This window comes from Paenibacillus intestini, assembly GCF_030803945.1.
GTDB lineage: Bacteria > Bacillota > Bacilli > Paenibacillales > Paenibacillaceae > Paenibacillus > Paenibacillus polysaccharolyticus.
The window spans coordinates 1-22,257 of sequence record NZ_JAURUN010000024.1 but is presented as its reverse complement, the minus strand read 5'-3'; the positions used below and the strand labels follow the sequence as shown (position 1 = coordinate 22,257).

The window sequence follows — 22,257 nt, the reverse complement described above, 5'->3', positions numbered from 1 at the left end:
CAACGCACAGCGTACAGCATGCAATACAGGGGCTGAGCAAGGGCTCAGTTCCCAGACACCATAGGGATGCAAATAGGGAGGATAACGGAATGGGCAAGGACAAAGTAAGAATTGGCATCATTGGTGCTGGACGTATCGGCAAAATCCATGCAGACAACCTGCTGCGTAACCCGAATGCCGAGATTGTAGCGATCAGTGATTTGTTCGCAGGACCTGAACTGGAGGCGTGGGCCTCTGAACGCGGCATCTCTGTTGTCACCAAAGACAGCAGTGAGCTCATTGCTATGCCAAACATTGATGCAGTATTAATCTGTTCTTCAACAGATACACATGTACCGTTGATCGAGCAAGCAGCACAAGCGGGTAAACATATCTTCTGTGAGAAGCCGGTAAGTATGGACTTGTCCCAGACCGAAGCGGCTGTAGCGGCTGTAGCAAAGGCTGGCGTGAAACTTCAGATCGGATTTAACCGCCGCTTTGACCACAACTTCAGAAGAGTACGCTCTCATGTGCTGGAAGGCACGATTGGTGATCCACATATTCTCAAGATTACTTCCCGTGACCCGAGCCCACCACCTGCGGAATATATCCGGGTATCTGGCGGAATTTTCATGGATATGATGATTCATGATTTCGATATGGCCCGTTATTTGTCCGGCAGTGAAGTAGAGGAAGTTTACGCCAAAGGCAAGGTACTCATTAACCCGGTATTCGCAGAACATGGTGATGTGGATACAGCCATCGTTACGTTAACGTTTGCTAATGGCGCAATTGGTGTGATCGACAACAGCCGTCAGGCCGTGTACGGATATGATCAACGTGTGGAAGTATTCGGTTCGCTGGGCAGCGCTTCGGCGGATAATGATCATCCGAATACAGCGGAGATCAGCACAGCAGCTGGACTGATGCGCGACAAACCACTGCACTTCTTCCTTGAACGTTACAATGAAGCATATGTGCAGGAGACTGCTCTTTTCATCGATGCCATTATTCATGATAAACCCGTCATTGTAGACGGTAACGATGCAGTACAGGCAGAGCGGATCGCTTTGGCAGCCAAGATGTCCATGGAGCAGGGAAGACCTGTGAAGATGACAGAAGTTCCAGGTGCATCGCGTGAGACGCAACCGGCAAATTAAGTAGAATTTAGTAGAAGTTGCAAAGCAATTTTCTCTTCAAAATGAATGAATGTTATCTATGTCAAACACACAAGGATCAGATCAAGTGATAGCAGACGAGTATGGAAGGAGTGGATCAATAACATGTCAGAACTTATTGTAAAACCTGCCGCAAACCCGGAGGCAGACGGGACAATATTAACGGTGACACCGGAATCTGCTGGCTGGGAATACGTCGGATTTCAGGTTGCGAAACTAGCAGCAGGGGAGAAGCTAAGCCGTGAGAGTGGAGACCAGGAGCTATGCGTGGTGCTTCTCAGCGGGCTTGCGAATGTAAGTACTCGGGAGCATACATGGGAGAATATCGGGAAACGCATGAGCGTTTTCGAAAAAATTCCTCCGTACTCTGTCTATGTGTCCACGTCAGATCAGATTGAGGTTACGGCACTTACCGAGCTGGAGATCGCGATTTGTGTTGCTCCAGGGAAAGGTACGTATCCTTCACGCTTGATCGCTCCTGAGGATGTAGGTGTGGAAGGGCGCGGTTACGGCAATCTGGAGCGTCATATCCATAACATTTTACCGGAGCAAAAGGAAGCCGATAGCCTGCTGGTCGTTGAAGTGTTCACACCGGACGGTCACTGGTCGAGCTATCCGCCGCATAAACATGATCGGGATGCGTTGCCGGATGAATCACTGCTAGAGGAAACGTATTATTTCCGTGTGCAGCCGGAGCAGGGATTTGCCATTCAACGCGTGTACACCGATGATCGTTCTATGGACGAGACGCTTGCCGTGAAAAACGGCGAGGTCGTGCTTGTGCCGAATGGATACCATCCGGTAGGTGCGCCTCCGGGATATGAAGTCTATTATTTGAATGTGATGGCTGGGCCGACACGAACGTGGAAGTTCCATAACGACCCGGATCATGAGTGGCTTTTCAAAAAGTAAAAGTCATAAGTAATTCTGTCTTCGCATTGCGTAAGCAGCATTCCCCCTTCATAATAAGAAGAGAATAATCATCTATGTATAATGAATTTATATATAGCACAAATGGGGAAAAACGATGAAAGCAACCATTTACGATATAGCACGCGAGGCGGGGGTATCGATTGCCACCGTCTCGCAGGTGATTAACGGCAAAGGCAAGATCAGCGAGAAGCGCCGTGCCGAGATTATGGAGATCATGGAGCGGCTTCACTATCAACCGAGCGCAATTGCTGCCGCACTGACAGGCAAACAGACGTATACGCTAGGCCTGCTTGTACCGGATATTTCGAATCCGTATTTTGCCGAACTTGCCCGGGCAGTAGAGGATCGTAGCCGCCAGTTGGGATATAGCGTGGTGATCTGTAGTACGGATAACAAGGACGAGCGAGTAGAGCGATACCTGAACCTGTTGCAGCAAAAAAGAGTCGACGGCATGATGATCGGAACCGGGATCGATAATGCCGAAATTCTGTCACCGCTCTTGCAGCAGGCGATGCCTGTTGCGCTGATTGCCCGCCATATGCCCGCGTTGTCAGTGCATACGGTCACCATTGACGATAGACTTGGCGGCTTATTGGCTGCGCAACATCTGCTTGAACTTGGACATACGCGTCTGGCAGTTTTGTCTGAGCCATCCAAAGTCAGTAGCAGTCAGGAACGGATACGTGGCTTCCGTGAAGCATTAAATAAGGCAGGATACGTACTGGAGCCTGATCAGATCCGCGAATCAGCTGCAGATCTAGGCTCTGCCAAACAAGAAGCGTTGCGGCTACTCGGTGAACAGAATCATCCGACAGGCTTATTCTGTTGTAATGATATTCAGGCGATTGGTGCACTTCAAGCAGCCAAAGAGTTAGGACTACGTGTACCGAGAGATGTATCCATTATCGGATTCGACAATACGATTCTCGCTTCAGTAACGAGTCCGCCCCTAACCACGATTGCCCAACCAATTGAAGATTTGGGTCGCCGTGCAGTGGATTTGTTGATCGATGAGCTAAAGGATGAACAGAAGGCTCCACAAAAAATTGTACTTAAACCCGAGTTGGTGGTTCGGGATTCGGCAGGTCAAGCACCAGCAGAGCTGCGTAAATAGTCGTAGCACATAATGTGAAAAACGGGATCTACCACACATGTTGATTATTTATCTGCTACGGTACCATGCAAATGTTCAATGGTGTCTGTGACACATGACCAAACAGTAAACAGACCTCATTATGCACCATCTGGAGCATAATGAGGTCTGTTTTTTTATATCTATAATACTGATTTCTTGATTTAATCAGCTTGGATATGCATGTCCTTTTGCAGAGGTCACCATCTATCGAAATCCGACATTACACTTTAAACTTTTTCACCTCGTCGGCCAGTGCTTTGGATTGCTCAGCCAATTCATTGGAGCGCTCGGAGATGCTGGTAATGTAATTGAATTGCTCTTGTGTGGAAGAAGCTACTTCTTCCGTCGAAGCAGCGCTTTGCTCTGACATGGCGGCAACGCTGGAGATCACTTCGGCCACTTTGCCTGCATTATCGTCCAGTTCCGTTGTTGCAGAGGATACTTGTTTCATCTGGTTCTCAATGCCTTCAATGGACTGCTGAATACGGACAAAGGATTCACGCATGTTGTGTACAGCGGCAACCTGCTGCTCTATACCTTGTTCCGCAGTGCGTACTTCGTTAACGCTCATGCCACTGGCTGACTGAATTTCATTCAGCAGCACGATGATGTCTTTGGCGGAGTCAGCTGATTGCTCAGCGAGCTTGCGGACTTCTTCTGCGACAACCGCAAAGCCGCGTCCGTGTTCACCCGCCCGCGCTGCTTCAATGGAAGCGTTCAACGCCAGCAGATTGGTTTGGGAGGCAATGCCTTGAATCATAGCAACGATGCCCTCAATCTTCTGAGACTTGTCGGCAAGCAGTGTAATCGACTCACCTACCCGGTCAATGGAGTGACGATTGCCGTCTGCCAGTTCAACCTGGTGATCCACAGCTTGCAGACCTGTGAGCATCGCTTCACCGGCGTCACGTATCATCTCCACCGATTGTTCTACACTGCGGTTAATACCCCCAACATTGTCACTCATAATAGTTAGACGACCTGATCCATCGTAGACGGATTCAGCTTGTGTGCTGGAGCCTTGAGCCAGCTCATCTGTGGCAATCGAGATTTGTTCTGCAATTCGTTTGGTATTTTCCGTGTGTTCCTGCATCTCTCCTGATATGCTGTGTACCCGGTCAGCCGAGGTGGTGACTTGGCGTAGCAGTGTGCCGAGTTGATCTGACATCTGGTTAAAGGCGATGCCGAGTTCAGCAAATTCATCTTTACCCTTCGCGTTAACCCGTCCCGTGAAGTCGCCGCCTGACATTTGCATGGAAGTCTGGTGCAGCTGTTTCAACGGTTTGATGAACAGTGTGGCAATCCAGTAAGCTCCTGCCAGTACAGCCAGAAGTGTAGCTCCAATAATTAGAATATAGTTATTACGCAATTGATAAAATTCAGCATAGGCAAGTTTTTTTGAAATCACGGAACCAATCACCCAGCCTGTACTAGGAATCTGGTTATAGAATAACAAATAATCTTCCCCGTTATATTGAAACGACTTCTCCCCTGAAGGATTGCTCTGCATATCTGCGAGCAGGGGACTTAATTCTGGATTATCCTTGGCAGAGGTGTTCAACATTTTATCCTCTGGATGGGCGAGAATCATCCCATTTTTGTCTATCAAAAAGGAGTACCCGAGTCCGTTTAGATTAATTTTATTAACTGTATCCTTTAAGGTGGAGAGCAATAAAACGCCTGAGACGACTCCTTCTAGGCTCCCTTGTTTATTATGAACAGGCATAGCCATGGAAATAGCGTATTTTTTAGTCATCATATCCTGATAAGGGTCAGAGAATATTAAGGTAGATGCTTGTTTGGCCTGTTCATACCATGGGCGTTCACGTGGATCGTAACCTGCATCCGGTGACCAATCTGATCCGTTCATGAAGGTGCCATCTTTCTCTGAGCCAAAGTATAGGTCGGATAGATAGTCCTTATTATCGCCCATGTTCATTATTTTGAAATAATCCTCTGTAAGCGTGCCTTCAGGCACAGCTTGTTCGATTACAAAGCCTAAGGTTTCGACGACCTTGGCATTGCTCGCAATCCACCCCTCTAACTGGTTAGTCGCTGAATTCATTAACCCATGAAGTAGAGATTTGACGTTACGGGTAGCCTGATTTTCTGTTTGATACAAACCAAGAAGGGCAAGAGGCAGTGCAGTAACTAGTACAGAGGTCATAAACATTACCATTAATTTAGGTTTGAGCTTCATATTATTCCTCCTAGTATGTTAATTCTCTGTTGAATGAAACTCATGTGATGTTACAGAATCCCTTCTATTCTCTGTAGTTGCTTTACCCCATGAAAAGTTCGATAGATCCGTAACCCACATGTTAAAAAAACACAAACGAAATAACGATTATGATAGTGTGGATTACAGCTCTGGTATATGAAATATATCGTCATTATTAAATTAAAATGTATAGCTTTCCGCGAGATCTTGTATATTTATACTTCTTACTTGAAAACGCTCTTTCTAGACACATGGAGAATTAAAATGAGATATTATCCTAGTAAATTGCACTTTATAAGCTGCTTAATAAACGAGAAAAATGAAAGGGGCGCTTTCCAATGGAAAGCACCCTTTTTTAAACACATCATATTGCACTCTTATTTCAATAAAAATTCCAATGCCTCATCATACGTTTCCCATTGGAATTCGGTCTGATGTTCTGATTCTTTGGAGATTCGATTGAGCTGCATTTTGGCGATCGCTCCACCGACAGCCACACTGGCCCGTTTCATGCCCAGGTCTTTCAGTCTTTTTTGATGCTCCACCATTTTCTCCTTCGTGTCTTGCGGAAAAGCCTTCATGTGTATCATATCAACGAGTACATCAAATGTATGACCTAGTTGCGGGGCGATCTTTTCAATCTCTGCGTTGACTTGATCGACCTGTTCTGGTGAGACAATCCCCTCCCACGTAATCTCAATAATCGGTTTTGTTGAATCCAAACGTTTGACAGACATAAAAGCAGCTCCTCATTGATTGTTTTATGTATTTTATAAGTCTAATAGCCTATTAATTATACTGTTTTCTGCGATAGTTGAATATGGAATTCACATGATTGTAGTTCTTTTGAACCATATAATTCTAGTAGAGTAAAATGCGGGGTTTACAACTCCGGTCAAGCGTGGACTCTGGAAGGATTCTAAAAATCAAAAGCCGCCCGGAGTATTATCGCCAGGCGGCTTTTGTGAATATCAGTATTGCAAGGGAGTATCAGGAACGGTTATAAGCCAATCTTCAGGCTTTCCCCTTCCGTAGCAATTCCCTTGGAAAGAGTAATGCTTAATTTCTGCTCTGGAGTGAATCCAAGAGTCTCACCATCATGCAGGGTAACATCATTTTCAACAACATAGGTGGTTGTCATAAACATCATCTCAAAGACATCACTTAATGGCTTGGGCGATCCAGTAATCTCCATCTCAACTTTCCCGAAGTTACGCAGGCCGTACGTATAAGCTGAAGCACCTTCGGTATTTTGATACAGACCAATGAACACCCACAGAGGTATCGGTAATTCATTCTCTTTAAGCCCACGGCTTACCTCCACATACTTACCTGCTTCAACGACAAGTGGAGACATGTAGATTGCGAGAGCATGATCCAATTGCAGTAATGCGGATGCGGTTTGAGTAAAAAGGATGTGTCCCTGGATAGCATCTGTTGCATTCAGAACAGATACAATGATCTGAGACTGGTGCCTTGCAGTTACCTGTTCAGCTTCTGGCCAAAGAATGTTTAACTTCGCATTCTCCTCGACCTCGCGGTCGGGTACAGGTGCGGCAATGTGAGCGCAAACGACCTGCATTCCATCAACTTCAAAGAAGAGGTTGCCTTCCTCGGCTTGTTCATTAATCTCAATATTCCATTCCATCTTCATCCGGTCGACAAAAAGATTAAAATCACAGTCTTCCCGTTCTAATAGCACAAATCCGACAATGGTTTGACTATAATCCGTCTGCGGAGCAACAACGCTGGATTGTACCTTTTCCTTTTTGCGCCGACGCAGCTTGTCAAACAGTCCCATGACATGTTCCCCTTTCTACTCCCAGAACCATTCTGGTGATTGGCAAGATATACTTCCTACCTTACCATATCCGAGGGTCCAGTCGCAGATTATGCCCGTTTGAAACAAGTTACAGGAACAATACAAGCAACAGTGCAATGATTGCCGGCAAGCCCTGTTTGATAATAATGGATCGTGAAGAAGTTGCACCGCCGTAGAGAGCCGCAATGATTACACATGCTAAGAAGAAAATCTGAATATGCAGCCCTACACTGGAATCCGGATACAACAGGCCCCAGATCAGACCGGCTGCAAGAAAACCGTTGTACAGACCCTGATTAGCGGCAAGAGCTTTGGTGGAGTTAGCAAACTCCGGTGTAGTGCCAAACGTTTTCATCGTGCGTGGACGTGTCCACATGAACATCTCCATAATCATGATATAGAAGTGTTCAACAGCTACAAGAGCGACAAAAATAGTACCGATCAAAAGAAACACCCTGCTTTCTACTATGTAATGAACTCCTAACATACTTAATATATAGATTAGCATATAAACGGGGAATTTCAAATTAATTTTTTGCAATTTAATTGTGTGTATTGTAATTGAATTTTATTCTTGATTTTCTTCTAACTTCGAAAAGTGGGTAAGATAATAAGACATACCTTTTACCTATCAGCATCTACCGATTATCAAAGATCCATACACTGAGTAACAACACTTAGAGTAACAGGGGAAAGTGAATGATCCAGAAAGGGAGGGGAGTTTAATGGGAACGGCTCAATTTGTTCTCCTTGCAGATGATCCGTCTACATTTGTAACAAGGGTAGTGCCCTTTATAGATATTGAACTTGCTGGAATACCCGGTGATCGGCATTACGGTCTGTTAAGACCAGCAGATTCCCGTCAGAAAATCTACAAACGGGGTACGCCGATTGCCAATCGCCGGCAGATCAGCATCGTTTCTGAGGAAGAGTGCGCTTTGATCGCCCAGAAGATGAACATTTCGGAAGTGCGTCCCGAGTGGCTTGGTGCCAATATACTGGTTCGAGGTATAGAGCAATTGACTGAACTGCCCGTGGGAACCAGACTTCTGTTTCCTGATGGAACAGGCTTGATCTGTGAAGGAGAGAACCTGCCTTGTGTGCATCCTGGAAAAGTCATTGAACAGTTCTACGGACAGGAGGGTTTGCGCAAAAAGTTTGTGCCGGCCGCCCGCAAGAAACGCGGTATCGTCTGTTCCGTTGAACGTGAGGGTACCATTCATACAGGTGACACGATTGAAGTGATACGTTTGCCTTAGGTATCTATCCTGGTGGCTGTATTTCATAGATTCTCATCCTGCATGGTTTCCGCTTCTGCTTCATGGAACAGATGCAGACAACAGCATATATTCTTCGGGTGTGCTGCCAATGATGGATTTGAAGTCTTTAATAAAATGAGATTGATCATGGTATCCCAGGTCTTGAGATAACTTGCCCAGGTCGCAGGCTAAGCCGCGTTCGATGCATTCAGCGGCATTTTGCAGGCGATATAATTGGATGACTGTTTTGGGGCTGATGCCGACATATTGATTAAACAGACGCTGGAGTTTGCGTGTATGCAGATTCCAGTGGGATGACAGCTGATCTACTCTCAGCATATCCCGATCTTGCTCAATATGCTGCACAATAGCACAGGTTAAGCTTGCGTCAATGTCCTTCGCGGGAAGGCGTGCAGAAAGCATTTGATCCATATAGCGGGCTTTTTCCTCCATAGCGTCTTCACCAAGCAAAATATCTTCTAATGCTCCGGCACGGATGCCGAGCAGACCCGATACCTCAAGTGGTTTCCCGTAGAGAGTAGAAACGGGTGCTCGAAGGAAGGGATAGAATCCCCCCGGTCTGAACTTTACGCCGAAAACACAACCTTTGCCGTGAATAGCGTACGTAAACTTTTGATCAGAAGGTCCGAAAAAAAATGTTTTGTTTCGCTCAACGACCAGATTGACGCAGGGGTTAGGCACTACATGCTGGGGATACGGGTCACTGCCCGCAAGATCCCAGGACACCATCCAGTAATGTTTGACAAAAGGATTCAGTACCTCGGCTGGAGGCACTCGCAGTAACTGATATTGTTGCCTGCCTACTTCCAGATGAAGCAAACCCATGGGGGGCGGATCGAGCTTGCCTGTCCTGTTCATACCTGTGTACTCTCCTTCCTTTTTGGAAAAGATGGTGAAGCGATCTGGTTCAATGAATCTTCTTTAGTATAACGGATTTTTCGTCGTTGTCGCGTTTTTACAATACGAGCAATAGGGTTTAAAGGTAGGATAGAAATACGGGAAAAACAACCGTAGTTTGAGTGTATGAAAGGGAGTGCGTAGCTGATGGAATTAAAATATGAATTTTATATCAATGCAGGACGTGAAGAAGTATGGAATGCCCTGATTTCCTCGGAGGGTACGCGTAGTAGCTTCTTTGGCAGTGAGCTTCGCTCGAATTTTCAACCTGGACAGCCCTTTGCTTATGTCGGGCCCGGTAATGATGGTGAGGAAACCGTCCATGTATATGGTGAGATTCTGGAGTTTGAGCCGCTCTCCACACTTGGCTACCTAGAACATCCAGGGCCCTCGTATCATTCCAATCATGCCGAGCTTCAGTCGAGAGTCATCTTTCAGTTAGAGAACGTAGGGGAGTGTACCAAGCTGACGCTGATCAATGATCAGTTTACAGATAACCATCCTTCCTATGCCAATGCGCAGAATAGCTGGTGGATGATTCTAAGTAGTATTAAAACATGGGTAGAGACGGGCAAAACGCTTAATTTCGGATGGTCGTAGAGAATTATTTTTACGTAAATCGGAGTTATACAAAAAACAGAATATCATCTAACAACGTGGATCTTCTCCAACTGAGGGGGATTTGCGTTTTTTTTTTACATTGGAGACTTTAGACCTACACTTCTTGTCAATATATGTCGAAGAATATATAAAGACACCTTACATAAGAGGGGATACCGCGATGTTTTTGAAACGTAGTGAAGTAAGCAAATCAAATCGTATAGATTCACATGAGCAATTGCTGAGTTACAGCCGTCGTTTGCTTGAGAACGCTCAGAAGGGCCAGTTTTGGAGCGGGACAGATGCTGATGCACAAGGCAATGATGAAATTTTGGGAAATATTCAAAAAGCAGTACAACTGATGCAATCACAGCATGAGGTTGCGCAAATGCGTCTTACCATGTTGAATCAGGCACTCCAAGCGGCGATATGGGAGTCGAAGATCGTTGCAGGTAATCCGCTGGATCACAATAACATCGTTTCATTCTCGGAAGAGTTCCGGAAGATGCTGGGCTATAGTAATTCGAAGGACTTCCCCAATGAATTCGCCAGTTGGGCTAAATCTGTGCATCCAGAGGACAGACCACAGCTTGTGGAGGATATTACGAGACATGTGAATGATCCGAATGACCAAGCGGGATATAATGTTACAAGCCGTATGGTTTTGAAAAACGGAGATGTTCGTTGGTTCAGATGTCTTGGACGACTTCTAAGAGATGCTACAGGTGCTCCGGTTAAGTTAATTGGAGTCATGTTCGACGTTCATGAGGAGAAGATCAAGTCAGATGAACTCGAGGCGCTTGTTACCCGTTATGATCTCGTCAACCGTGCACTTGTAGAAGCGCCGTGGGATATGACGGTCGTTGCCGGGGATGTGGTCAATCCAAACAATGAATTCTGGTGGTCGCCACAATTCCGAAGAGAACTCGGGTTCAAGAATGAAGAAGATTTCCCGAATGTGTTCAGCAGCTGGAGCTCTCGTCTTCATCCCGAAGATCATGACCGTACGATCAATGCATTTGCTGAACATATGAATGATTACAGCGGCAGAACGCCGTACGATCTTGATTACCGTTTGCAACGAAAAGACGGGGAGTATCGCTGGTATCATGCGGGTGGTGAAACCATTCGTGACGAGAATGGCGTACCGCTTCGTGTTGCTGGTACGATTCGGGATGTTACTCACCAGAAGAACAAAGAAGTCATTGTTGAAGCGATGAATTTGAAAACAAAACAATTGTCCGACTCCATCGAAGAGATGGTGAATGGCATTAACTCCATTACGGATCAGGCACAGGAGCTTGTTAATGCTCAGGAGTTATCCGCTGATGCGGCAACGCAGGTGCGGGACAGTGTGGATGATACGAAGAGTATTACAGCGTTTATTCGAGAGATTGCCAGCCAGACGAATCTGCTCGGTTTGAATGCAGCCATCGAAGCCGCACGTGCAGGCGAACTCGGTTTGGGCTTCGGCGTTGTAGCTGGGGAAGTGCGGAAGTTGGCTGATCACAGTTCGGAGGCAACGGTCAACATTGAAGATAGCATGCAGAAAATGAAAACGTTAATTGATCATATTTTGCAGCATATCGGCAACATGTCCACATTGACTCAGAATCAGGCAGCCCTGACGCAGCAGGTCAATGCCTCAATGGATGAGATCAACAACATGTCACAGGATCTGGTTAACTATTCGCGCAACTTGTAGAAGGATGTTAATTGAAGTAAGGTGTTTACACGGAACACTCCGATGACAGAATAACCTTTCAATCGCTGTTATCCCCAGATTTTTTTGTTCCCTTTCCTAAAGGGTAAAATCCGGTGATAAAGGCGAGCGCTTCGCTTTTCCAGGTTTTTTCTGTCCTCTCCGTTTCTGTGTAAAAGAATAGATCAATTTTTTCTCGTTCAGCTTTTAATTTAGTAAGTAAAAGAGGAAAACCAAAAAATCCACCGGATTTCACATCCCGGTGGATTTTTTGATTTCATACTTTTTCGCTATGCCGCGATTCGTAATTATACTTGCAGTACTTTAATCAGGTTGGTGTTACCGGATTGGCCGATTGGAACACCAGCTGACAATACGATAATGTCACCTTTTTCAATGTAACCTGTTTTGATCGCATTGCGTGTTGCAGATTCGAACATTTCATCCGTTGTTGTCACTTTATCACCCATTACCGGAATAACGCCGGAGAGAAGGCAGATTTTGGACAGCACTTCCTCATGTTGAGTGACTGCGATGATCGGTGCTTTTGGACGATATTTGGAGATCATTCGAGCTGTGAAACCACTCTCTGTCGAAGTAATAATCGCTTTAGCATTCAGAACGAGGGAAGAACTCACTGCTCCCTGACTGATAACTTCGGTAATGTCAGCCACTTGCTGCGCAGACTTTTGGTTGAATTGTTCTTTGTAATCGATCATTGTTTCTGCGCGACGTGCAACAGCAGCCATCGTACGAACAGATTGGATCGGATATTTACCAGCAGCGGATTCGCCAGACAACATTACAACGTCTGCGCCTTGCAGTACCGCATTTGCCACGTCACTTACCTCGGAACGTGTCGGACGAGGATTTACTTGCATGGATTCCAACATGTGTGTAGCGACGATAACCGGTTTGCCGGCTTTGTTACATTTGTCGATCATTTCTTTTTGCATCATCGGTACGTCTTCAATCGGAACTTCAACCCCGAGGTCACCACGAGCTACCATAATGCCGTCGGATGCTTCGATGATATCATCCAGGTTGGTCATGCCTTCTTGGTTCTCGATTTTGGAGATGATCTGTACATGGTCTTGACCGCGTTCTTTGAGAATGCTACGGATTTCACGAATGTCATCGCCTTTACGAACAAAGGATGCTGCGATAATCTCGATGTTGTTCTCGATCCCAAATCCGATGTGCATTACGTCACGCTCGGTTACGCCTGGCAAAGTCGTTTTGATTCCCGGCAGGTTCACACCTTTACGTGGTTTCAGGATACCGCCGCTGATGATTTTGCAGTGAATCTCTGAACCTTCGACAGACAATACAGTCAGATCAACCAAGCCGTCGTCAATCAGAATGCGATCTCCTGGTTTGACAACCAGATTCAATTCAGGATAGTTTACAGAGATACGCTCTACATCACCAAGAATATCCTCAGTAGTCAGGGTAAGTTCTTTACCTGCCTGCAGGTGAACCGAAGCTTCTTTTAATTTACCGATCCGTACTTCCGGTCCTTTGATATCCATCATAATGGGGATATATTTGTTCAGTTCAGCAGCAGCTGTACGGATATTGTTAATCCGTCCCACGTGATCTTCCAGCTCTCCATGAGCCATATTTAGACGGGCAACCGTCATACCTTCCTGAATCATTACTTTCAACGTTTCGATTGAGTCACAAGCAGGTCCCATAGTACAGATAATTTTGGTTTTCAACATGCTAATATCCTCCTCATATTTAGTGCTTATGTGTACATTGTAGCGTTTTCTGTCGAATCACGATATGAACTATAGTACAATGATTAGAGTATAGTCCGATAATGAGGTGTTATATGGTTACTCCACTTGAAGTACATCATGTGAATGGCGTAGGGTGGTACGAAGAAGCCGTGCAACCACAAGGGATTTGGCGTCTTAGCTTGGTTACATATGGAAAATGTGTATATTGGGTGAACGGAGATAAACAGATCATGGAAAAGGGTGAACTGTTACTTATTCCTGGTGGTACACCCTATTATGGAAAGAGTATTCCTACGGTTACGCACACCCAGTTTGTTATTTTGTTGAGGCAAAATGAGACTGCAGAACTGCCTGCACTCGAACAGCGTGAACCTTTGAGGCATAAACCAGGCTGTTACGAACTGATTCATCAGCGAATGAAGAGCATTCAGCAACAATGGGAAGAGCGTCCTTCTTATTATGTCATGATGAGCCAGGCCTTATTGATGGAAGTCCTAATTTATATTAACCGGGAACTCGATCGCGGTATCATTCCGCCAGAGAGGCATCGGTACGTGGAACGGATGAAACGGTATATTGAGCAGCATTATCGGGAGAAGGTAACGAAGGAAGAGCTTGGTGACGAGATCGGAAAGTCTCCCAATTATGCGGCCTCCCTGTTCAAAACTGTAACGAATCAGACGATTAGCGAGTACGTTCATGACCAACGGATGAAAAGGGCTCTGTACCTGCTCACCGAGTCGCAGCTCTCTATTCAGGAAATTGCCGAATTTCTCGGCTACCGGGATCTGTCTTATTTTTACCGCATATTCAAACGGCTTATGGGCAGCCCACCATCCGATCTCTTGCATGAGCGTCCCCCGATTGTCTAACGAATGGTAGCCCGTACTGGTCTAGTAGAATTTATAATCAATAACTTTAGTCTGAAGAATGCAATAAAAAAAGAGGGCACCTGAGCCCTCTTTATTATTGTTTTGTTGTTGTTATTGTTGAAATGTACCATGTCGCAACCTGTTTATCTATAATGTTTGTCCTGGAACTACGTTATGCATTTCGGCTTGGCTGCGTGGATCGGAGTGGTTGCTTGCTGTTTTTTGCGGTCTGTCCCAGACGTTTGGCAAAGACATGAACGGTCCAATAAGCGGCTTCAGCAAAAGCAATGCCACCAACGACGTCCAGCATGGAATGCTGTTTGACGAAGACAGTTGAAGCAATGATGAGCCATAGCCAGACGGAGCCGAAGATTCGCACGGCAGGTTTAACGTTCAGATGTCGGTTGAGAATGATGAACAACATGTAGCTTGTTAAACAATGGACGCTTGGAAAACAGTTCACAGGCGCATCATTAGAATAGATGAATTGCACAAGTACACTGCTTAGATCTGTTCCGGTCACTTCCGGACGTGGCACATACGAGGGGAATACCACAAAACAAACATTCGCTGCCATCACCCCGACGTTATAAATGAGCAGTGTCCGCCAGAATAACGACTTATTCGTTAAACCAAGATAGAGAAAGCTTAGATATAAAATAGGCATCCAGCTGACATATGGAATAATAAATTCTTTGATAAAAGGAATTTGTGTATCAATCCAGGCATAATTGTAAAATACATCACTTCCCGCTTGACTACCTAGGAACATATAAATGGAGCCTTGAAGTGGTATACATAGAATGGCCAGCAGATGTCCCCATCGTTGAAAAAATGCTTTCATAAAATCCTCCCTGATTCGATATGCATTATCAATTTCATCGTTATCTAAGTTTCATAGTCATTTGACGCTAAATAGATGAAGCGCCCCTGCAGTTTCAATCTTAAGTCTTACTATAATGGACAGGCAGAGGGATAAGCCATACCTGATTTTAGGATAAAATACAATTAGATGTATCTCTTTTTTGTTACTTTTTATGTTTTTATCCATCCCATACGAAGCATTCAAGCTGTTCATGCAAGGTATTATATTACGCTCTCTCTGGAATGGGTACACTTGCTCTGAAATGGATTGTAGAACGTTCATTTCTCCTTCGTCGTAACTCTGTCCTTTCCTATTTTTCGTATTTTCTACAATCGTGGTATACTTTAGACGGTAGAAAGTCAGGCAAGAAAAGATTGACCACGTTGTAATTGAAGAACGGCAGGTGAAAGAATGGAAAAGACGGCGCAGGACGTAGCTGAATGGATGGTTTCTGAGATTAAGTTTACAGGCACGCTTCGTCAGGAAGTAGCAATAGAATATGTAAGAACTCATTACGGAGAGCATTTTGTTTTTGTTAATGAGAACGGTAATGCTTCCTTGTCCAAAGAGGTGAAAAAAGCATTTCGCAAGCTTCATGGCGGGCGGGTTGCTTGGGATCGCGATGCTTTTATGTGGGCATGGACTTAGTTGTGTAGTTAAGTCGGGTGCCGACATATTGTTGCATTGACTCTGAGTAAGATGGGCAGTAGTGGCCTGAGTATGATGGATATGCAAGACAGAACATTTTCACAAATCATGTATAAGTTGGGTGGGAACTGCATATCCTTTCATAAGACCGCAGAAAGACGATCTTTCACAGGGGACAACACAGACTGATCATGGCATGAAGATAATAAACAGGTATTTCCAAAGCTGTTTGAAAAGAAAATACAATGATTTGCTTTTTGAATCAATTAGAGGTATACTAAGAATCAAGTTGTACAGAGCAGAGTGGAAAACCTAATTCACATATTGTAAAGGGCGATCACTTATATTTTATGACTGGTACCTTTTTCAATGTGTGAATTTTTATTTGCTTGCTGCAAAGAACAAAGGAACATGTTAATCTTTATTTGGAGGTGTAATTCACATGCAAAACGGAACAGTAAAATGGTTCAACGCTGATAAAGGCTTCGGTTTCATCGAAGTTGAAGGCGGAGAAGATGTATTCGTACACTTCAGCGCTATTACAGGCGAAGGCTTCAAAACGCTGGACGAAGGTCAACGCGTGCAATTTAAAATTGTACAAGGAAACCGTGGTCCTCAAGCAGAAGAAGTTGTAAAACTGTAATTAAAGCATAGCTGCCTTTAACATGTTATAATGATAAAGGCAGCTTCTTTTTTTTGATTTATAGATGAAGTTGGCCCAACCGTTGTCGAGGCAGAAGTTCGGCGGATGTTACACTTCCGCTAAGCAGTGGCTTTTGTGAAATAACGTCAGTAAGATGTGTTTCCATAACAAAGGGGGTAGAAGTCATGTATAATCGCAAAAAACCGTTGGAAGAAATTCCACAAGCAGATGCGGCAATCTGGGAATGTACGAGTGATACGTGCAAAGGATGGATGCGGGACAATTTTGCGTTTGATACCGTACCTACTTGTCCAATATGTGCTTCTGAGATGGTGAGCACGACTAGGATGCTGCCATTGCTTGAGAATTCGAATAGTAACCTGAAAACGATGTCTAAAGGAAATCGGATTTAATATAGCTTACCCGCCTCTCGCGAGGTGTTTTTTTTTAGATAATGTGAACATCCGTGACTGAGGTAGGGAATTAAATAAGAACATCCTGGCATTCGTTTAAGGCGAATGCCTTTTTTGTTACAGAAAAAAAGCCTCTTCATGTTCCGTAATTGGACAAGAAGAGGTTTTGTTGATTGCTAATATACATACAATAGCTGATTATTTTGAGATTTAGATAAATAAGAATGGAAGAAGGAACAACGTAGCAATCAGGGCAACGTCATAGCCAGCTCCGTATCCGTAACCGCCATAACCACCGTATCCACCGCCATATGGGTAGCCGCCATAAGCTGAAGATTTAGCTTTTCTGGCTGATGATAATTTCTTTTTACTTACTCTGCGCAGTTGTTGCTTGGATTGGACGGAAGACAGGCGCGGACCTTGAAAACATTCATTCAAGTAGACCTTCCCGTCCCGACAGCCTCCAAGTGTACCATACATATGCGTGCCGTCTCTCATGACAAGACAGACAGGGCGCCCCACATGCGGTGACACCGTTTCTTCACATACCGGATGAATTCTGTGCATGCATATCCCCCTCATAGTTGCGGTTTGCCGCCTGAAATCAACGGTTTGTATATCATAGTAGGAATCGAGTGGATTGGTATGGACGAGTACCCGGTTTTCTCCATAGTCAGGAGCCGTTTTTCGGTTTGTTCCATAGACTGGAGGGAGGGAAGGAGGGGGAGTCATGGATTATCATGATTTGCTTGCTCGTTTAGGAGAAGGAAGTGCTCATCCTGGTGGATTTTCGGCCACACTGCAACTGCTTGATTCATTATCGCTTCCTGCTGGGGTTCATGTTCTGGAGATTGGGTGTGGTGCGGGAAGAACAGCATGTTATCTGGCCCGTCAGGGGTACAACGTAACTGCAGTTGATCTGCACCGTCACATGCTGGATAAAGCGGTAAGGCGTGCGCGTAAAGAGCGGGTTGATGTGCGTTTTATTCAAGCTGACGCTACAGCATTACCCTTACCAGATCATCACGTGGACGTGGTGTTTATCGAATCGGTCACGATTTTCACCTCATGGCGCAGAGCACTGGCTGAGTACCGAAGAGTGCTAAAACCTGGAGGACTACTTGTCGATCGGGAAATGGTTTTATCGGGAAGGAAAACAGAGCTGATGAGTCGCAGACTGAAGCGATTTTATGGGATACGTACACTGGCAACGGTGTCAGCTTGGAAGAAACGACTGAGGGGATGCGGATTCTCCAAAGTTGAAGTGAAGGAGCAATCGCGTACAATGGGCAAGTGGGGAGTCGATCACGACCCTTTACGAGAGATGGATATGAACTGGATTGAGGATAAAAATATACAGCGAATGAGTCGTACCAATGACCGGTTGCTTCTGAGATACGGAAAAAGGCTGGGATATGCCGTATTTGCGGCTAGAGTTCCTACAGAAGCTGGGACGAATTAAAAAAAGAGGCAACTCACCTTCGTTATGATGTGAGTTGCCTCTCACGTTTATAAGTAGTAGGTTACAGCATGTCGTTATCAATAATACGCCAGTGATGTTTGAGCAGTGCTTCCAGCTGTGGTTTGTCCTTCGCACGAAACGCACTTAAAATCTGTCTGTGCTCCTCATTGACTTCATGTAGCACCTCGGATAGTTTTGGCTTGTTATCACTGACATAGGATTGACGGATAAAGCTATTCTTAAGTGTGTTCAACATTTCGATGACGGTGGCGTTGCCGCAGCGCTGGATGTATAGGTTGTGAAACAGATACTGATCTTTGCTGTAGGCAGCCAGATCGAGTTGATTGATGTCTTCATCCATACGGGCGATCAGGGCTTCCATTTCTATAAGTTCTGACGCTTTGAGGTGATCCACTGCCAGCGTGGCGGCTAATGCCTCCAGTGCACCGATGGCCTGCGAGAATTCGAGCTTTTTGCTTGTGTCAAAAGGAGCAACAATAAATCCCCTGCGTGGGATATATTGCAATAGATTGTCAGAGGTCAACTGAAATAAAGCTTCCCGGGTAGGGGTACGACTGATATCCAGCCTTTTGCAAATTTCGGCTTCGTTAATCTTCTGGTTGGGAAGTAGCGTCCCGTCCTGAATCTTCTGAGCGATGTAATCGTAGACGTGATCTTTCAAGGAACGGTATTTAGGAACCTCCATACAAATTCTCCCTTCTATATGTATAGTGACGATCGATGGTTAATGAAGCCATACAGGGCGCGCTGTTCCGGGTGTTTCAAGTTTTTATCATCTTACCATCGAGGGGGGAGTTGGGCAAGCAAAGTTCACATGTGGGGAGATACATAAGTGGCAATGTTCAGTGAACATTTTTTGGAATTATAGTATGGAAATGATTGAAAAAGCGTTGTCATCCTCGTATGGGTTTGCTACTATTGAAGATATAAACAAGCGCGTATCATACTATGTATATTGTATACAAATTTAAAATGGGTTCACACTGGTTCTTCATCCGAGGGCTAGTGGTTCATCTTTAAGAAAGATAAAGCTATTTTGATATGTTGGAGTGCTGGTATACAAACAGGGCGGATGCGGAAAAAGAGGAAACAAGTCGTAAACGCAGATCAACTCGCATACACTGTTACTGTATTTTGTATACAATATTATGCGGAAGGTTGTGAAGGAATGCCAGATACCGAGATGTTCATTCAATGGTCGGAAACGTATGCTGCGCCTAATTATCATCCACTTCCCATCGTCATTGAACAGGCAGAAGGGGTGTGGGTAGAGGACCCTGAAGGCCGCCGATATATGGATATGTTAAGTGCGTATTCAGCACTGAATCATGGACATAGACACCCTGTCATCATTCAAGCGTTGAAAGATCAGGCAGACAAGGTCACATTGACATCACGGGCATTTCACAGCCATGCTGCAGCGATATTTTATCAAAAACTGTCCACGTTTACGGGTAAAGCCAAAATATTAGCTATGAATACAGGAGCAGAGGCGGTTGAAACAGCGATAAAGGCTGTACGCAGATGGGCATATCGTTGTAAGGGGGTACCTGAAAATCGTGCTGAAATTATTGTATGTTCTGGCAATTTTCATGGAAGAACCCTGACGGTTACTTCTTTTTCTTCATCTGCTGCATATAAAAAGGATTTTGGACCGTTCACACCTGGATTTCGAATTATCCCTTACGGTGATCTGGAGGCGTTGAGACAAGCGATCACACCGAATACGGCGGGTTTCCTTGTTGAGCCCATTCAGGGCGAAGCGGGAATTATTATTCCTCCAGTTGGATACTTGTCCGAGGCGTTTGAGATATGCAGACAGCAGCGAGTCTTGACCATGGCGGATGAGATCCAGACCGGATTTGGAAGAACGGGGCGTCGATTCGCCTCTGATTGGGAGGGTGCCGAACCAGATATATGGATTATGGGCAAAGCGCTTGGAGGTGGTGTGATGCCGATTTCGGCAATCGCTGCCGGAGCAGATATCCTGGATCTGTTTGAGCCGGGATCGCATGGTTCTACGTTTGGGGGTAATCCACTTGCCTGTACGGTGGCAGTTGCCGCATTGGATGTTTTGGAAGATGAGCGGCTTGCGGAGCGGTCAGAGCGGCTGGGGAATTATTTTATGGAACAACTTCAAGGTATTCAGAGCTCTGCCATTCGGGAAATTCGGGGCAAAGGTCTATTCATCGGGGTTGAGCTCGATGGTCCTGCACGACCTTATTGCGAACGTCTGATGTCGGCGGGGTTACTTTGTAAAGAAACGCATGAAACAACCATTCGTTTTGCTCCCCCACTAACTATCAACGAATCTGAGATTGATTGGGCTATAGAGATCATTAAAGAAGTGCTTAGTGATGATTCGACAACGATGAAAAGGAGCGATACTTTATGAAGAATGAGGATGTTTTGGCTTCACGGGAGCAGGGGATAGCAAATGTATCTGGTCAGGCCACTCGCCATGTAAAGACTCATCAACAAGAAGTGGCTCTGATTAAAGTTCCTTTTGGATTAGCTGGTGCTAGAAATGGGGCCGAGTTAGGCCCTGATGAACTGATCACCGCCGGGTTGAAGCGTGAAATTGCGAGTTTGGGGTTTCTCTTGAATAGAGAGGTGCGTGTGGATTGCCCTACACAATCAGCAACTTCACTTGGGCGCAAGACGGTAAAGTATCTGAATGAGGTTCAGCAGGTCAGTGAGTATGTGTGTCAAGAAGTAGCATCTGCTCTTGAAGAGGGAGCCTTTCCAGTTGTGCTTGGGGGAGACCATAGTGTAGCCATCGGTACTTTGGCCGGGTTAACTGCTCATTACAGCAATTTAGGTGTGATCTGGTTCGATGCTCATGCAGACTTGAATACCGAAGAACATAGTTTGACTGGGAATATGCATGGAATGAGCGTGGCTGCGTTTCTGGGGCATTCGGCTTTTAATTTGTCACAGATCAGAGGTGCTGGTTCCTTTGTGAATCCGTCCAATCTGGTGTATATCGGACTTCGTGATCTGGATGAGTACGAGAAGGAGCAGATCAGAGCACTGGGCATTCGAGCTTTTACGATGCATGATATTGATCGATTGGGGATGCAACAGGTCATTGATCAGGCGATGATGATAGCGGGAGATGGGACGGACGGTATTCATGTTAGCTTTGACATGGACTGCCTTGATCCGCGTGAAGCGCCAGGCGTGGGGACACCTGTACCGGGTGGGTTGAGTTATCGAGAAGCGCATTTTGCAATGGAGTGTTTAGCAACGAGCAACCAGGTTGTATCTATGGAATTGGTCGAAGTGAACCCGCTACTTGATCAGAACCGGCATACGGCACGGCTTGGTGTTGGATTAATTGCATCTTTGTTAGGGAAATCTATTCTATAGAAGGAAGCGGAAAGTGCTCAGGGGGAACAGGTATGATCTATAAGGTATGTTGCAGGGGAGTTGTGTTATTGGTCGGTTGAAATATTTTGCTGATCATATACGCGGCTTCCCTGTATTTATTACGTTAATAAATGTTGTGGTACAGCTGTGATCGTTCGTCTGATGTCATATTACAGTTTCTATCCGGTTTCGGTTTGTGATTTGTGAAATGAGCGCGACGTCGCGAGTGTATTACACAGCTTCATAAGTTGGATATGGTTTCTTAAAGTTCATGTCTATAATGATATAAGTCCTAGTTTATATGAGGGAATCTGATGGAATTTTATATTTTTAAAATAAGTATTGCATTGTTATGTCATACATGGTATATTCTAATTCCGGCCAAGAAAACACAGTTTACACGGTGCGGCAAGCCACTGAAAACAAGCTTCGAAAGAAACTTGAAAAAAGAGCTTGCAAAGTTGGTTCG

The 22,257-nt window shown here is 45.2% G+C and carries 23 protein-coding genes; 13 read left to right on the top strand and 10 right to left on the bottom strand.

Translation table 11 applies throughout. The features are described 5' to 3' along the window. The first annotated feature begins 89 nt into the window (after window positions 1-89). The 3 genes from iolG (at window position 90) to J2T16_RS28600 (ending at window position 3,204) form a co-directional block, all read left to right on the top strand. Window positions 90-1,139 carry an inositol 2-dehydrogenase gene (iolG, locus tag J2T16_RS28610; protein WP_154960780.1) on the top strand — a complete coding sequence of 350 codons (1,050 nt, stop codon included), beginning with the start codon at window positions 90-92 and terminating at the stop codon, window positions 1,137-1,139. A 123-nt stretch (window positions 1,140-1,262) separates the two neighbouring features. After that, window positions 1,263-2,069, top strand: coding sequence for a 5-deoxy-glucuronate isomerase (iolB, locus tag J2T16_RS28605; RefSeq protein ID WP_154985910.1), 807 nt, complete (start codon window positions 1,263-1,265; stop codon window positions 2,067-2,069). 115 nt (window positions 2,070-2,184) lie between these two features. Next, window positions 2,185-3,204, top strand: coding sequence for a substrate-binding domain-containing protein (locus tag J2T16_RS28600; RefSeq protein ID WP_154960778.1), 1,020 nt, complete (start codon window positions 2,185-2,187; stop codon window positions 3,202-3,204). A gap of 241 nt (window positions 3,205-3,445) precedes the next feature. On the opposite strand, the gene J2T16_RS28595 is transcribed toward J2T16_RS28600, so the two are convergent. From J2T16_RS28595 to J2T16_RS28580, 4 genes are all read right to left on the bottom strand, one after another. Beyond that, window positions 3,446-5,425, bottom strand: a complete 1,980-nt coding sequence (locus J2T16_RS28595) for a methyl-accepting chemotaxis protein (protein ID WP_336121334.1) — start codon at window positions 5,423-5,425, stop codon at window positions 3,446-3,448. A gap of 398 nt (window positions 5,426-5,823) precedes the next feature. Then, entirely contained in the window at window positions 5,824-6,183 is a 360-nt protein-coding gene (locus tag J2T16_RS28590) for a hypothetical protein (RefSeq protein ID WP_336121333.1), read from the bottom strand. A 263-nt stretch (window positions 6,184-6,446) separates the two neighbouring features. Further along, entirely contained in the window at window positions 6,447-7,247 is an 801-nt protein-coding gene (locus tag J2T16_RS28585) for a DUF4261 domain-containing protein (protein ID WP_336121332.1), read from the bottom strand. Between the two features lie 109 nt (window positions 7,248-7,356). After that, window positions 7,357-7,755, bottom strand: a complete 399-nt coding sequence (locus J2T16_RS28580; RefSeq protein ID WP_090924989.1) for a DUF1304 domain-containing protein — start codon at window positions 7,753-7,755, stop codon at window positions 7,357-7,359. A 238-nt stretch (window positions 7,756-7,993) separates the two neighbouring features. Between J2T16_RS28580 and J2T16_RS28575 the strand changes: the two genes are divergently transcribed. Beyond that, window positions 7,994-8,527 (top strand): MOSC domain-containing protein, encoded by a 534-nt coding sequence (locus J2T16_RS28575; protein ID WP_499020195.1) that lies wholly within the window; start codon window positions 7,994-7,996, stop codon window positions 8,525-8,527. A gap of 60 nt (window positions 8,528-8,587) precedes the next feature. Here the strand turns inward: J2T16_RS28575 and J2T16_RS28570 are convergent, their stop codons facing one another. Then, a complete protein-coding gene (locus J2T16_RS28570) occupies window positions 8,588-9,406 on the bottom strand; it encodes a DUF6597 domain-containing transcriptional factor (RefSeq protein ID WP_464679216.1) in 819 nt (272 codons plus the stop codon). Between the two features lie 186 nt (window positions 9,407-9,592). Between J2T16_RS28570 and J2T16_RS28565 the strand changes: the two genes are divergently transcribed. Both J2T16_RS28565 and J2T16_RS28560 read left to right on the top strand, forming a co-directional pair. After that, window positions 9,593-10,045 (top strand): SRPBCC family protein, encoded by a 453-nt coding sequence (locus J2T16_RS28565; protein WP_499020192.1) that lies wholly within the window; start codon window positions 9,593-9,595, stop codon window positions 10,043-10,045. 181 nt (window positions 10,046-10,226) lie between these two features. Next, complete coding sequence (locus J2T16_RS28560; RefSeq protein WP_336121328.1) at window positions 10,227-11,750, top strand: methyl-accepting chemotaxis protein; 1,524 nt, start codon at window positions 10,227-10,229, stop codon at window positions 11,748-11,750. A gap of 58 nt (window positions 11,751-11,808) precedes the next feature. On the opposite strand, the gene J2T16_RS28555 is transcribed toward J2T16_RS28560, so the two are convergent. Then, the gene (locus tag J2T16_RS28555; RefSeq protein ID WP_499020189.1) at window positions 11,809-12,003 is read right to left on the bottom strand and encodes a hypothetical protein; all 195 of its coding nucleotides are present in this window, start codon (window positions 12,001-12,003) and stop codon (window positions 11,809-11,811) included. Between the two features lie 52 nt (window positions 12,004-12,055). Further along, the gene (gene pyk, locus J2T16_RS28550) at window positions 12,056-13,471 is read right to left on the bottom strand and encodes a pyruvate kinase (RefSeq protein ID WP_090924974.1); all 1,416 of its coding nucleotides are present in this window, start codon (window positions 13,469-13,471) and stop codon (window positions 12,056-12,058) included. A gap of 113 nt (window positions 13,472-13,584) precedes the next feature. Here pyk and J2T16_RS28545 point away from each other — a divergent pair, with 113 nt between their 5' ends. Continuing rightward, window positions 13,585-14,364 (top strand): helix-turn-helix domain-containing protein, encoded by a 780-nt coding sequence (locus tag J2T16_RS28545; RefSeq protein ID WP_154985903.1) that lies wholly within the window; start codon window positions 13,585-13,587, stop codon window positions 14,362-14,364. Window positions 14,365-14,536: 172 nt separating this feature from the next. Here J2T16_RS28545 and J2T16_RS28540 read toward each other — a convergent pair whose 3' ends face one another. Further along, complete coding sequence (locus tag J2T16_RS28540; RefSeq protein WP_090924972.1) at window positions 14,537-15,208, bottom strand: phosphatase PAP2 family protein; 672 nt, start codon at window positions 15,206-15,208, stop codon at window positions 14,537-14,539. A gap of 432 nt (window positions 15,209-15,640) precedes the next feature. Between J2T16_RS28540 and J2T16_RS28535 the strand changes: the two genes are divergently transcribed. From J2T16_RS28535 to J2T16_RS28525, 3 genes are all read left to right on the top strand, one after another. Next, window positions 15,641-15,877: a DUF6953 family protein gene (locus tag J2T16_RS28535; RefSeq protein WP_090924971.1), complete on the top strand. Its 237-nt coding sequence runs from the start codon at window positions 15,641-15,643 to the stop codon at window positions 15,875-15,877. 442 nt (window positions 15,878-16,319) lie between these two features. Next, window positions 16,320-16,520, top strand: a complete 201-nt coding sequence (locus J2T16_RS28530; protein WP_024633772.1) for a cold-shock protein — start codon at window positions 16,320-16,322, stop codon at window positions 16,518-16,520. 185 nt (window positions 16,521-16,705) lie between these two features. After that, window positions 16,706-16,933 carry a cold-shock protein gene (locus tag J2T16_RS28525; protein ID WP_090924970.1) on the top strand — a complete coding sequence of 76 codons (228 nt, stop codon included), beginning with the start codon at window positions 16,706-16,708 and terminating at the stop codon, window positions 16,931-16,933. A gap of 210 nt (window positions 16,934-17,143) precedes the next feature. On the opposite strand, the gene J2T16_RS28520 is transcribed toward J2T16_RS28525, so the two are convergent. After that, a complete protein-coding gene (locus J2T16_RS28520; RefSeq protein WP_090924969.1) occupies window positions 17,144-17,500 on the bottom strand; it encodes a hypothetical protein in 357 nt (118 codons plus the stop codon). A 163-nt stretch (window positions 17,501-17,663) separates the two neighbouring features. Between J2T16_RS28520 and J2T16_RS28515 the strand changes: the two genes are divergently transcribed. After that, window positions 17,664-18,395, top strand: a complete 732-nt coding sequence (locus J2T16_RS28515; RefSeq protein WP_499020181.1) for a methyltransferase domain-containing protein — start codon at window positions 17,664-17,666, stop codon at window positions 18,393-18,395. A 61-nt stretch (window positions 18,396-18,456) separates the two neighbouring features. Here J2T16_RS28515 and J2T16_RS28510 read toward each other — a convergent pair whose 3' ends face one another. After that, window positions 18,457-19,101, bottom strand: coding sequence for a GntR family transcriptional regulator (locus J2T16_RS28510; protein ID WP_090924967.1), 645 nt, complete (start codon window positions 19,099-19,101; stop codon window positions 18,457-18,459). Between the two features lie 483 nt (window positions 19,102-19,584). Between J2T16_RS28510 and J2T16_RS28505 the strand changes: the two genes are divergently transcribed. Continuing rightward, window positions 19,585-20,811: an ornithine--oxo-acid transaminase gene (locus J2T16_RS28505; protein ID WP_499020201.1), complete on the top strand. Its 1,227-nt coding sequence runs from the start codon at window positions 19,585-19,587 to the stop codon at window positions 20,809-20,811. Continuing rightward, on the top strand, window positions 20,808-21,788 hold the full coding sequence (gene rocF, locus J2T16_RS28500; protein WP_499020177.1) for an arginase: 981 nt from the start codon (window positions 20,808-20,810) through the stop codon (window positions 21,786-21,788). The genes J2T16_RS28505 and rocF overlap by 4 nt, the downstream gene beginning before the upstream one ends. The last annotated feature ends 469 nt before the right edge of the window (window positions 21,789-22,257 follow it).